The organism is Achromobacter sp. GW823-FHT04E03 (assembly GCF_058796095.1).
In genome coordinates, this window is sequence record NZ_JBXAIJ010000001.1 from 1453064 (window position 1) to 1465571 (window position 12508).

Sequence of the window (12508 nt, forward strand, 5' to 3'; positions counted from 1 at the left end):
CAAGCTTTTTTTGCGTCTGCGGGATTCTGACCGGGCGAATATGACCCCAATATTTATTCAATGAAATCAAATACTTAGGAAGAAATCTGGATCCAGCCTGTGAACACTGAATCCGGATATTCGGACGAATCGTGGCAGCCTGATTGCAACGCAGCAGATTTCCGGCATATTCAGCCGCCTGTCAGCATATAGAAACATTCAGACATGATTTCGCCGCTACACCGCCCCATCCAGCAGCACGCGCTGCTTCAGCGCGGTCAGCGCATCGCGCGCCGCGGCAGCCTGTTCGAACTCCAGGTTTCGGGCATGATCCATCATCAGCTTTTCCAGGCGCTTGATCTCGCGAGCCAGGGCCTTTTCGTCCTTCAGGAACTCGGCCGGAACCGCGGCCTCGAGCGCATCGTGCTGGGTTGGAGCGACAACGCCATCGATCAGTTCCCGCACGGCCTTTTGCACGCCCCGGGCGGTAATGCCATGGTCGGCATTGAATTTCAGCTGCTTGGCACGCCGCCTCTCGGTTTCCTCCATGGCGCGTTGCATTGAATCGGTGATGCGGTCCGCATAGAGGATGGCGTGGCCATTGAGGTTGCGCGCCGCGCGCCCGATGGTCTGGATCAGGCTGCGCTCCGAACGCAGGAAGCCTTCCTTGTCGGCGTCCAGGATCGCCACCAGCGACACTTCGGGAATATCCAGCCCTTCGCGCAGCAGGTTGATCCCCACCAACACGTCAAAGGTGCCCAGACGCAGGTCGCGGATGATTTCGACACGTTCGACAGTGTCGATATCCGAATGCAGGTAGCGCACGCGCACGCCATGCTCGCTGAGGAAGTCGGTGAGATCCTCCGCCATGCGCTTGGTCAGGGTAGTGACCAGCACGCGCTCCGCTTGCGCCACGCGCGCCTTGATCTGCCCGAGCAGATCGTCGACCTGGGTGCGGGCGGGCAAGACCTGGACCAGCGGGTCCACCAGGCCGGTAGGCCGGACCACCTGCTCCACCACATTGTCGGTGTGCTCTTTCTCGTAGGCGGCCGGCGTGGCCGACACGAACACGCACTGGCGCATCCGGGCCTCGAATTCCTCGAGCTTCAGCGGCCGGTTGTCCAGCGCCGACGGCAGGCGGAAACCGTACTGCACCAGCGTTTCCTTGCGCGCCCGATCGCCCCGGTACATGCCGCCCAACTGGCCGATGGTGACGTGGCTTTCGTCGATGAACATGAGCGCATCGGACGGCAGGTAGTCGATGAGGGTGGGCGGCGGTTCGCCCGGCGCCGCGCCCGACAGGTGGCGGGAATAGTTTTCGATGCCTTTGCAGAAGCCCAGCTCCTGCAGCATTTCCAGGTCGAAACGGGTGCGCTGCTCCAGCCGCTGGGCTTCGACCAGATGACCGTCGTCGACGAAGCGCTTGACCCGTTCGCGCAGCTCTTCCTTGATGGTCTCGATGGCGCGCAGCACGGTGTCGCGCGGCGTGACGTAGTGCGAACCGGGGTAGACAGTGAAACGCGGCAGCTTCTGGCGGATGCGGCCGGTCAGCGGATCAAACAGCTCCAGGCTTTCGATCTCGTCGTCGAACAGCGTCAGGCGCAGCGCCAGTTCCGGGCTTTCCGCCGGGAAGATGTCGATGGTCTCGCCACGCACCCGGAAAACGCCGCGGGTGAACTCGGCGTCATTGCGGGTGTACTGCATGGCGACCAGGCGGGCCAGGATCTCGCGGCGCGAGATCTGGTCGCCGGCGCGCAGGATCAGCACCATGGCGTGGTAGTCGCCGGGGTTGCCGATACCGTAGATGCAGGACACGGTGCCCACGATGATGGTGTCGCGGCGTTCCAGCAGGCTCTTGGTCGCCGACAAGCGCATCTGTTCGATGTGCTCATTGATGGACGAATCCTTTTCAATGAACAGGTCGCGCGTGGGGACGTACGCCTCGGGCTGGTAGTAGTCGTAGTACGAAACGAAGTACTCGACGGCGTTCTTCGGGAAGAACTCCCGCATTTCGGCGTACAGCTGGGCGGCCAGGGTCTTATTGGGGGCCAGTACCAGCGCCGGGCGCCCCATGCGGGCGATGACGTTGGCCATGGTGTAGGTCTTGCCGGAGCCCGTCACGCCCAACAGCGTCTGGAACATCAGGCCGTCTTCGACCCCCTGGGTCAACCCCTCGATGGCGGTGGGCTGATCGCCCGCCGGCGGATAGGGTTGGTACAGATGAAACGGGCTGCCCGGGAAATCGATGAATCCAGGGCCTGGCGCGGACGGATCCGCCACGGCCGATGCCGCCGCGGGATCGGCCGCCAGGTTCGCTGCGGCCCCCGCCGTAATCGGGTCTATTGCGCTCTTAGGCATGCTAGACTCTTCCAGGGTAAACCCCTCATTATCCACAGCAGCCTGTACTGCGTCCACCCACCTCATCAGACTCCCATGAGCACCCTTTTCGATTCCGTCGAACTCGCCCCGCGCGACCCCATTCTTGGCCTGAACGAACAATACAACGCTGATACGCGTCCCGGTAAAGTCAATCTGGGCGTGGGCGTGTACTACGACGATCAGGGTCGCATCCCCCTGCTGGGCGCGGTCCGCAAGGCCGAAGCCGCCCGCATCGAAGCCGCCGCCGCCCGCGGCTACCTGCCGATCGAAGGCATCGCCGGTTACAACAACGGCGCGCAAGCCCTGCTGCTGGGCAAGGATTCCGCGCTGGCCGCCGCCGGCCGCGTGCTGACCACTCAGGCCCTGGGCGGCACCGGCGCGCTGAAGATCGGCGCTGACTTCCTGCGCCAGCTGCTGCCGACCTCCAAGGTCCTGATCAGCGACCCCAGCTGGGAAAACCACCGCGCCCTGTTCGAGCGCGCCGGTTTCGAAGTCGGTACCTATTCGTACTACGACGCCGCCACGCGCGGTCTGAACTTCGATGCCATGCTGGCCGACCTGAAGGCCGCGCCGGCCAAGACCGTCGTCGTGCTGCATGCCTGCTGCCACAACCCGACCGGCGTGGACCCCACCGCCGACCAGTGGAAGCAGATCGCGGCCGTCGTGAAGGAAAACAATCTGGTCCCGTTCCTGGACATCGCCTACCAGGGCTTCGGCGACGGCCTGACCGAAGACGCTTCGGTCGTGCGCATGTTTGCCGATCTGGACCTGACCATGTTCATCAGCTCCTCGTTCTCGAAGTCGTTCTCGCTGTACGGCGAGCGCGTCGGCGCGCTGACGGTCGTCGCCGGCAGCAAGGACGAAGCCACCCGCGTGCTGAGCCAGCTCAAGCGCGTGATCCGCACCAACTACTCCAACCCGCCCACCCATGGCGGCACGGTGGTGTCGACGGTCCTGAACACGCCTGAACTCTTCGCGATGTGGGAAGAGGAACTCGCCGGCATGCGCGACCGCATCCGCCTGATGCGCAAGCAACTGGTCGACAAGATCAAGGAACACGGCGGCAAGCAGGACTTCAGTTTCGTGCTGCAGCAGCGCGGCATGTTCTCGTACTCGGGCCTGACCGCGGCGCAAGTGGATCGCCTGCGCGAAGAGCATGGCGTGTATGCCGTCTCCAGCGGCCGCATCTGCGTGGCCGCGCTGAACAGCGGCAACATCGACAAGGTCGCCAAGGGCATCGCGGCCGTGCTGTAAGCCATTTGCAGCGCACAGGCCCACGCGGGCCTGCCGTCAGGAACGGGACCTTCGGGTCCCGTTTTTCTTTTGGTCCGGACCAGCTTCTTCTTTTGGTCCGGACCGGCTTTTTCTTTTGGTCCAGACCGGCTTGCTTTTTTGCGCTGCGTCCCCCAGAATGGCGCTGTATATATGTACAGTCCGCTAGCACCGGATCATCGCCATGGCCAGCAAACTCACTGATCGCCAACAACAAATCCTGGATCTCATCAGGCAGACCGTCACTCGCACCGGCTTCCCGCCGACGCGTGCCGAAATTGCCCTGGCCCTGGGTTTCCGTTCCCCCAACGCGGCGGAAGATCACCTCAAGGCGCTTGCCCGCAAGGGCGCCATCGAACTGACGGCCGGCGCGTCCCGCGGCATCCGCCTGAAAGACACCTCCCCTGCTCCCACGCAAAGCTCGCTGCCCATGCCGGGCCTGGCGCAGTTGCTGCTGCCGCTGGTCGGCCGCGTGGCCGCGGGCAGCCCCATCCTGGCTGCCGAGCACGTCGAACGCGAGGTCGGCGTCGATCCCAACCTGTTCGCCCAGACGCCCGACTACCTGCTCAAGGTGCGCGGCATGAGCATGCGTGACGCCGGCATCCTGGAAGGCGACCTGCTCGCCGTAAAGAAAGCCTCGGAAGCCCGCAACGGCCAGATCGTGGTGGCCCGCCTGGGCGACGACGTCACGGTCAAGCGCTTGCAGCGCCAGAACGGCCACATCGAACTACTGCCCGAAAATCCCGACTTCGAACCCATCGTGGTCGAAGCCGGCCAGGATTTCGCGTTGGAAGGCATCGCGGTGGGCCTGATCCGCACGCACGCGCTGCACTAGCCCCCCCCATTACTCCCGCGTTTGCGCGCGGCATGAAAAAAACCCCGCCAAGAAATTGACGGGGTTTTTTGTTGGAAGCTATCCAGAAGGGGCGCCGCTTACCGGCGGCGTCCCTCCCGGTGTCCATCAGTGCTTGAGCACCGGGTCGGTCGAACCAGGTTCGGCAGGCTTGGCCACCAGGGGTTCCTTGACCGCTTCTTCCTCGGCCAGGGGCTCCGGCAGACGCTCCAGCGCCAGTTCCAGCACCTTGTCGATCCAGCGCACCGGCACGATCTCAAGGTGGTTCTTGACGTTGTCCGGGATCTCCGCCAAATCCTTGACGTTTTCTTCCGGGATCAAGACCGTCTTGATACCGCCACGGTGAGCCGCCAACAGCTTTTCCTTCAGGCCGCCGATGGGCAGGACTTCGCCGCGCAGCGTGATCTCGCCGGTCATGGCGACATCGGCGCGCACCGGAATGCGCGACAAGGCCGACACCATGGCCGTGGTGATCGCGATACCCGCGGACGGACCGTCCTTGGGCGTGGCGCCTTCCGGCACGTGCACGTGCATGTCGTGCTTTTCGAAGACGCTGTCGGCAAAGCCCAGACGGCGGGCGCGGGAACGCACCACGGTGCGGGCCGCCTCGACCGACTCCTTCATCACGTCGCCCAGCGAACCGGTGCGTTGGATGACGCCCTTGCCCGGCATGTCCGCGACTTCGATCGTCAGCAGGTCGCCGCCAACTTCCGTCCAGGCCAGACCCGTCACCTGACCGATCTGGTTTTCCTTTTCGGCCATGCCGAAGGCGTAACGGCGCACGCCCAGGAAATCGCTCAGGTTGTCGCCCGTGACGTTGACCGGCTTGACCTCGGCGGTCTTGCCTTCGGCCTTGGCGCGGTCGCTCTGGGTCAGCAACTGCTTGATGACCTTGCGGCAGATCTTGCCCACTTCGCGTTCGAGCGCACGCACACCGGCTTCGCGGGTGTAGTAGCGCACGATGTCGCGCAGCGCGCTGTCGTCGACCGTGAGTTCGCTATCCTTCACGCCGTTGTTCTTCATCAGCTTGGGCAGCAGATGGTCGCGGGCGATGTGGATCTTCTCTTCCTCGGTGTAACCCGACAGGCGGATCACTTCCATGCGGTCCAGCAGCGCCGGCGGAATGTTCAGCGTGTTGCTGGTAGCCACGAACATGACGTCGGACAGGTCGAAGTCGACTTCGATGTAGTGGTCCTGGAACGTGTGGTTCTGTTCCGGGTCCAGCACCTCGAGCAGCGCCGACGAGGGATCGCCGCGGAAATCCATGCCCAGCTTGTCGATTTCATCGAGCAGGAACAAGGGATTGCGCACGCCGACCTTCGACATGTTCTGGACGATCTTGCCCGGCATGGAGCCGATGTACGTACGACGGTGGCCGCGGATCTCGGCTTCGTCGCGCACGCCGCCCAGCGCCATGCGCACGAACTTGCGGTTCGTCGCCTTGGCGATGGATTGGCCGAGCGAGGTCTTGCCCACGCCCGGAGGGCCGACCAGGCACAGGATCGGCGCCTTCACCTTGTCCACGCGCTGTTGCACGGCAAGGTATTCCAGGATCCGTTCCTTGACCTTTTCCAGACCGTAGTGGTCGTTGTCCAGCACCGTTTCGGCGTTGCTGATGGAATTGTTGATCTTGCTCTTCTTCCTCCAGGGGAGGTTGATGAGCGTATCGATGTAGTTGCGCACCACGGTGGCTTCGGCCGACATGGGCGACATGAGCTTGAGCTTCTTGAGCTCGGCATCGGCCTTCTTGCGCGCCTCTTTGGGCATATGGGCAGCGATGATCTTCTTTTCGAGCTCTTCGATGTCCGCGCCCTCTTCGCCTTCGCCCAACTCCTTCTGAATGGCCTTGACCTGCTCATTCAGGTAGTAGTCGCGCTGGCTCTTTTCCATCTGCTTCTTCACGCGGCCGCGAATCCGCTTCTCGACCTGGAGGATGTCGATTTCGGTTTCGAGTTGCGTGAGCAGACCCTCGAGGCGCTCGGAGGTGCCGACGATCTCGAGCATCTTCTGCTTCTGCTCGAGCTTCAAGGGAAGATGCGCGGCGATCGTGTCGGCCAGGCGTCCGGCATCATCGATGCCAGCCAGCGAGGTCAGGATCTCCGGGGGGATCTTCTTGTTCAGTTTTACGTACTGCTCGAACTGCGCGACGATGGCGCGGCGCAGGGCTTCGGTCTCGGAGCCTTGCATGGCGTCCGGTTCGATCGGCGACACCTGGCAGGTGAAATGCGAATCGGCATCTTCGATGCTGTTGATGCGGGCGCGCTGGGTACCTTCGACCAGCACCTTGACGGTGCCGTCGGGCAGCTTGAGCATCTGCAGGATGCCGGCTACGCAGCCGATCTCGTAGACGTCTTCGGGGGTGGGATCATCCTTGCCGGCGGATTTCTGGGCCACCAGCATGATGCTCTTGCCCGCTTCCATCGCAACCTCGAGCGCGCGGATAGAGCGCGGACGGCCGACGAACAGCGGGATGACCATGTGCGGAAACACCACGACATCGCGCAGTGGAAGCAGGGGCAGGTCGATCGGGTCGGAAGGCAGGGTCTGGCTGGCAGACATAGGAGGTTCCTCGGTATGACTCGGCGTATCGGGGACGGGAGGCCTGGGTATACCCGGACAATCCACGTCGGTTACGTCTGTTATGGGAACAATAGCCGAAAATTCAAGATCTCGGCGCCTGGATCCCCCAAAGGCTGAAAAAAACCGCGGGGCGGCACCCTCAGTATGCAAGCGTCGCGCCTGCAGGAAAAGCGTGTTTGCACCCGGGAATGTGCCTTAGGCAAAAAAACCCGTTACAGGAACGGGCTTTTTTGAAATATCAGGCTGCGGCGTCGCGGACTTCTCCGCGCTCTGGCTTGTCTGAAGCCGCGTCCTCGTCGGCGTAGATGAGCAATGGCTTGCCCTCGCCTTCGATCGCGTTCTCGTCCAGCACCACGCGCTTGACGTTGCCCTGGGAAGGCAGGTCATACATGGTGTCGAGCAGGGCCTGCTCGATGATGGAACGCAGACCGCGCGCGCCCGTCTTGCGGCGCAGCGCCTTGCGGGCGATCGCCTTCAGGGCGGCGGGACGCACGTCGAGCTCGGCGCCTTCCATGGCGAACAGCTTCTGGAACTGCTTGAGCAAGGCATTCTTGGGCTCGGTCAGGATTTGCACCAGGGCCGCTTCGTCCAGCTCGTCCAGGGTTGCGACCACCGGCAGACGGCCAACCAGTTCGGGGATCAGGCCGAACTTGATCAGGTCTTCGGGTTCGACTTCGGAGAACAGTTCGCCCACGCCGCGCTCCGACTTGGCGCGCACCGAGGCCGAAAAGCCGATGCCCGATTTCTCGGTGCGGTCGCGGATGACCTTTTCCAGTCCGTCGAAGGCGCCGCCCACGATGAACAGGATGTTGGTCGTGTCGACCTGGACGAAGTCCTGGTTCGGGTGCTTGCGGCCGCCCTGCGGGGGCACCGAGGCGACCGTGCCTTCGATCAGTTTCAGCAAGGCCTGCTGCACGCCCTCGCCCGATACGTCGCGCGTAATGGACGGGTTGTCGGACTTGCGCGAAATCTTGTCGATTTCGTCGATGTAGATGATGGCGCGCTGCGCCTTTTCCACTTCGTAGTTGCAGTTCTGCAGCAACTTCTGAATGATGTTCTCGACGTCTTCGCCCACGTAACCGGCCTCGGTCAGCGTGGTGGCGTCGGCCATGACGAAGGGCACGTTCAGCATGCGCGCCAGCGTCTGGGCCAGGAGCGTCTTGCCCGACCCGGTGGGGCCGATCAGCATGATGTTGCTCTTGGAGAGCTCGACTTCGTCGCCCTTGATCTCGCCGTGGCGGATGCGCTTGTAATGGTTGTAGACGGCCACGGCCAGCATGCGCTTGGGCGAGTTCTGCCCAATGACGTACTGGTCGAGGAAGGTCTTGATTTCAGCCGGAGTGGGCAGTTCGGAACGAATCGCCGCGCGCGCGGTGGCTTGCGCCTCCTCGCGGATGATGTCGTTGCAAAGATCTATGCATTCATCGCAGATGAATACCGACGGACCCGCGATCAGCTTGCGGACTTCATGCTGGCTTTTATTGCAAAACGAGCAATGCAGCACTTTTGCGTCTGCCGATCCCTTTTTTTCAGGCATATATGTTCGTATCTCAGGTAAAGATGCGCCAGGCCGGCTAAAGGGCCTAGCGCATGCGCTTACTCAAACGTGGTGGCAGCGGGTTCGGGTCAACCGGGAAGTCAGCCTTCCGAGCGGGAGGTCATAACCTTGTCCACCAGTCCATACGATACCGCATCTTCGGCCGACATGAAGTTGTCACGCTCCGTGTCTATGCCGATGCGTTCCATGGTCTGGCCGGTATTGTCGGCCAGGATGCGGTTCAGGCGTTCACGCAGGTCCAGGATCTCGCGAGCCTGGATCTGGATGTCCGAAGCCTGCCCCTGGGCGCCGCCCGAGGGCTGGTGGATCATGATGCGCGAGTTGGGCAGCGTGAAGCGCTTGCCCTTCTTGCCTGCCGCCAGCAGGAACGCGCCCATGCTGGCCGCCAGGCCGGTGCAAAGGGTGGACACGTCCGGCTTGACGAATTGCATGGTGTCAAAGATGGCCATTCCCGCATACACCGACCCGCCGGGCGAGTTGATGTACAGGGAAATGTCCTTGTCAGGATTCTCCGATTCCAGGAACAGCAACTGCGCCACGACCAGGTTGGCCGTTGCGTCATTGACCGGACCCACCAGGAAAATGAGCCGCTCGCGGAGCAGACGCGAATAGATGTCGTAGGCGCGTTCGCCGCGCCCCGACTGCTCGATCACCATGGGAATGTAGCCCAGGCCGGTGGGGGTCACCGAAGACCCGCCATTCATTGCCGCATAGAAATCGGTGAATCTCTGCATAGTGTTACGCCATCCCCATCAACTGATCGAAAGGCACCTTCTCTTCGGTGACCTTGGCCTTTTCAAGCACGTGCGCGACGACATTGTCTTCCAGCACGATAGCCTCGATTTCAGCACGACGCTGGCGGTCGGCCAGGTAATAGCTGACAACCTGTGCGGGTTGTTCGTAGTTCTCGGCGAACTCTTCGATACGCGCACGGACTTGTTCGGGCTTGGCTTGCAGCTGGGCTTGCTTGACCAGTTCCGACACCAGCAGGCCCAGGCGCACGCGGCGCTCGGACTCGGTGGCGAAGGCTTCGGCCGGGATCGGCACGGATTCGGCGTTGGGGATGCCGCGCTGCTTCAGCTCTTCGCGGGCGGCGGCGACACGGCCTTGCACGTCGTTGTCGACCAGGGCCTTCGGCACGTCGAACTTGCCGGCTTCGACCAGGGCGTCCATGACGCTGGACTTGGTGCGGCCAGCCGAACGGACCTTGACTTCGCGCTCGATGTTGCTGCGGATGTCGGCCTTCAGCTTTTCGATGTCGCCTTCGGCCTGGCCGAGGGACTTGGCGAATTCGCCGTTCAGTTCGGGCAGCACGCCTTCAGCCACTTCCTTGACGGTGATGGTGAATTCGGCGGTCTTGCCGGCAACTTCCTTGCCCTGGTAGTCATCGGGGAACTTGAGCGGGAAGACCTTGCTTTCGCCAGCCTTCAGGCCGCGGGCGGCTTCTTCGAATTCGGGCAGCATGCGGCCTTGGCCGAGCACGAACGGGAAGGCTTCGGCCTTGCCGCCTTCGAACGGCACGCCGTCGATGGTGCCGGCGAAGTCCAGCGTGACGCGGTCGCCGTCTTGCGAGGCGCGGCCTTCACGGGCTTCGAACGTGGCGCGCTGCTTGCGCAGGACGTCCAGGGTCTGCTGCACTTCGGCGTCGGTGACGGCCGTTTCGTAGCGGGTGACGGCCAGGGCCGACAGATCCGGCACGGCGACTTCGGGGTAGACCTCGAACGTGGCGGTGAACGCCAGCGTGTCGTCGGCAACGCCTTCAGTCTTGGGCTCGAGGTTCGGGGCGCCGGCGACGCGCAGCTTGGCGCCATCGACAGCTTGTTCAAAGGCACGGCCAACTTGGCTATTGATCACGTCGTAGCGGATGCCGGGGCCATGGCTGCGCTCGAGCATGGCGAGCGGAGCTTTGCCCGGACGGAAGCCGGGGACCTTGGCGGTCCGGGCCACGCGCTTCAATTGCGCCTGGACTTCCTTTTCGACGTCGGCCACCGAGACGGCCAGATCAACACGGCGCTCCAGGCCGGAGAGGGTTTCAACCACAGGCTGCATTAAAAGACCTATTTTCCGAGAGATAAAGAGATGACGGGCGGATAAACGGGGCATTTTACCGGAAACTTCCGGTCCCCTGACGCAAAGGGGCGCGAGCACCCGGATAAGTCCGGATACTCGCGCCCCGTTTTCCACCCGGGACGGGAGAATATACGTCAGCCAGAAAGCCTTATTTGGCCTTGGCGATGCGCTCTTCGATGTGCTGCGCGCGCTTGGCCGAGGACGGATGCGAGCTCATCATGTCGCTCTTGCCGCCGTCCAGCTCAGCCAGCTTCTGGAACGCGGTCACCAGGCCGCGGGTGTTCAAGCCCTTGGCCTGCAGCTGGTCGAACGAGTAATCGTCGGCGGCGCTTTCCTGCGACTGCGAGAACTGCGCGTTGATGAACTTCTCGGTCAGGTCGCCCAGTTGCGAAGAGCTGAGCGCGGCCACGGTGGCGCCGCCTGCCGCATTGGCGGCATCGCGCGCGGCGGAAACGGTGTAGGCAGTCTGCATCGCCTTCTTGCTGTGGCCCAGCGCGACGTGGCCGATTTCGTGGCCCACCACGCCCATCACCTCATCGTCGGTCATCATGTCCATCAGGCCGCTGTAGACGCGGATGCAGCCGTTGGCCATGGCCCAGGCGTTGACGTCCTTGGTGATGTAGACCTTGTAGCTGGCCTTCTGGCCGTTGACCGTGCCGCCCAGTTGCTTGGCGATCTTCTGCAGGCGGGCGTCGTACTTGCTGCCGGGAGCGGCGATCTTTTCCTGGGAATCGCTCTGGGCGCAAGCCTTGTCCGACAGGGTCTTGATCTCGGCATCGCTCAGCGTGGCAGCTTGAACGACCTTGCTGCCGGCGCCGACCAGGCCGCCGATGTCCAAAGCGTGGGAGGCGGAGAAAGGGGCGAGCGCAACGCCCAGGGCGGCGACGGTGTAGCGGATCTTCATGGGAACAAACTCCTCTTTACTGGCTCTATGCGAACGAGGCCGCAATTCTATATACGACCAATGCGCACCAAGCGTTTCGCCACACAGTTTCGCAAATGCCAGTTTTCCTTACATAAAACCCGAACAGGATTTGCGCAATCGTGCTAGCGGGTATTCCCTTGGATCAGACCCTCTCAAAGAAACTGATATCTGCGGCAACGCGGCGTTGATAGAATTGCGCCCGCCATTTTTTCGCACACACCATAGGGCTCGCACCCAAATGATCTCCAACACCCCTCCCCGCCTGGGCCTGCTGCCCAGCCTGATCTTCAGCTCGCGCTGGCTGCAACTGCCCCTGTACCTGGGATTGATCGTCGCGCAAGGCGTCTACGTCATGCTGTTCCTGAAAGAGCTCTGGCACCTGGTGACGCACGCCAGCAGCTTCGGCGAAATGGAGATCATGCTGATCGTGCTGGGCCTGATCGACGTGGTGATGATCTCGAACCTGCTGGTCATGGTGATCGTGGGCGGCTACGAAACCTTCGTGTCCCGCCTGCGCCTGCAAGGCCACCCGGACCAGCCGGAATGGCTCAGCCACGTGAACGCCAGCGTGCTCAAGGTCAAGCTGGCCATGGCCATCATCGGCATCTCCTCGATCCACCTGCTGCGCACCTTCATCGAGGCCGGCACGCTGGGCACGCCCAACGCGCGCTTCTCCGAGGCCGGCGTGATGTGGCAGACCATCATCCACGCCCTCTTCATCCTGTCGGCGCTGGGAATTGCGCTGGTGGACAAGCTGGCCACGCCACCGGCGAACCACGCGAAGCACTGACGCCGGCAAGCGCCCCAGAGGCGCGCCCGCCCGGCAACAAAAAAAGCCCCCGCACATTGCGTGCGGGGGCTTTTTTCTGGGCGGAGCGCCGGGCCGGCCCGG

General features: G+C 62.8%; 9 protein-coding genes. 3 read left to right on the forward strand and 6 right to left on the reverse strand.

Translation table 11 applies throughout. The annotated features are described in order from the left end of the window. Window positions 1-216: 216 nt before the first annotated feature. Window positions 217-2337: an excinuclease ABC subunit UvrB gene (gene uvrB, locus AC1RHV_RS06720; protein ID WP_225588755.1), complete on the reverse strand. Its 2121-nt coding sequence runs from the start codon at window positions 2335-2337 to the stop codon at window positions 217-219. A 75-nt stretch (window positions 2338-2412) separates the two neighbouring features. On the opposite strand from uvrB, the gene AC1RHV_RS06725 reads away from it, so the two are divergent. Next, entirely contained in the window at window positions 2413-3612 is a 1200-nt protein-coding gene (locus AC1RHV_RS06725; protein WP_054456103.1) for an amino acid aminotransferase, read from the forward strand. 202 nt (window positions 3613-3814) lie between these two features. Next, the gene (gene lexA, locus AC1RHV_RS06730; protein WP_054456101.1) at window positions 3815-4465 is read left to right on the forward strand and encodes a transcriptional repressor LexA; all 651 of its coding nucleotides are present in this window, start codon (window positions 3815-3817) and stop codon (window positions 4463-4465) included. A gap of 126 nt (window positions 4466-4591) precedes the next feature. Here lexA and lon read toward each other — a convergent pair whose 3' ends face one another. The 5 genes from lon to loiP form a co-directional block, all read right to left on the reverse strand. Beyond that, window positions 4592-7042, reverse strand: a complete 2451-nt coding sequence (gene lon / locus AC1RHV_RS06735; RefSeq protein WP_054456099.1) for an endopeptidase La — start codon at window positions 7040-7042, stop codon at window positions 4592-4594. A 259-nt stretch (window positions 7043-7301) separates the two neighbouring features. After that, window positions 7302-8600: an ATP-dependent Clp protease ATP-binding subunit ClpX gene (clpX, locus tag AC1RHV_RS06740; RefSeq protein ID WP_054456097.1), complete on the reverse strand. Its 1299-nt coding sequence runs from the start codon at window positions 8598-8600 to the stop codon at window positions 7302-7304. Between the two features lie 101 nt (window positions 8601-8701). Next, a complete protein-coding gene (gene clpP, locus AC1RHV_RS06745; RefSeq protein ID WP_054456095.1) occupies window positions 8702-9355 on the reverse strand; it encodes an ATP-dependent Clp endopeptidase proteolytic subunit ClpP in 654 nt (217 codons plus the stop codon). 4 nt (window positions 9356-9359) lie between these two features. Continuing rightward, the gene (gene tig, locus AC1RHV_RS06750) at window positions 9360-10670 is read right to left on the reverse strand and encodes a trigger factor (protein ID WP_054456093.1); all 1311 of its coding nucleotides are present in this window, start codon (window positions 10668-10670) and stop codon (window positions 9360-9362) included. A 169-nt stretch (window positions 10671-10839) separates the two neighbouring features. After that, on the reverse strand, window positions 10840-11595 hold the full coding sequence (gene loiP, locus AC1RHV_RS06755; RefSeq protein ID WP_119449349.1) for a metalloprotease LoiP: 756 nt from the start codon (window positions 11593-11595) through the stop codon (window positions 10840-10842). 259 nt (window positions 11596-11854) lie between these two features. On the opposite strand from loiP, the gene AC1RHV_RS06760 reads away from it, so the two are divergent. Further along, on the forward strand, window positions 11855-12406 hold the full coding sequence (locus AC1RHV_RS06760) for a TIGR00645 family protein (RefSeq protein WP_054456088.1): 552 nt from the start codon (window positions 11855-11857) through the stop codon (window positions 12404-12406). The last annotated feature ends 102 nt before the right edge of the window (window positions 12407-12508 follow it).

Excerpts from the sequence above, each read along its gene's own strand:
- uvrB (WP_225588755.1), bottom strand. The coding sequence starts at position 2,337 with ATGCCTAAGAGCGCAATAGACCCGATTACGGCGGGGGCCGCAGCGAAC.
- AC1RHV_RS06725 (WP_054456103.1), top strand. The coding sequence starts at position 2,413 with ATGAGCACCCTTTTCGATTCCGTCGAACTCGCCCCGCGCGACCCCATT.
- lexA (WP_054456101.1), top strand. The coding sequence starts at position 3,815 with ATGGCCAGCAAACTCACTGATCGCCAACAACAAATCCTGGATCTCATC.
- lon (WP_054456099.1), bottom strand. The coding sequence starts at position 7,042 with ATGTCTGCCAGCCAGACCCTGCCTTCCGACCCGATCGACCTGCCCCTG.
- clpX (WP_054456097.1), bottom strand. The coding sequence starts at position 8,600 with ATGCCTGAAAAAAAGGGATCGGCAGACGCAAAAGTGCTGCATTGCTCG.
- clpP (WP_054456095.1), bottom strand. The coding sequence starts at position 9,355 with ATGCAGAGATTCACCGATTTCTATGCGGCAATGAATGGCGGGTCTTCG.
- tig (WP_054456093.1), bottom strand. The coding sequence starts at position 10,670 with ATGCAGCCTGTGGTTGAAACCCTCTCCGGCCTGGAGCGCCGTGTTGAT.
- loiP (WP_119449349.1), bottom strand. The coding sequence starts at position 11,595 with ATGAAGATCCGCTACACCGTCGCCGCCCTGGGCGTTGCGCTCGCCCCT.
- AC1RHV_RS06760 (WP_054456088.1), top strand. The coding sequence starts at position 11,855 with ATGATCTCCAACACCCCTCCCCGCCTGGGCCTGCTGCCCAGCCTGATC.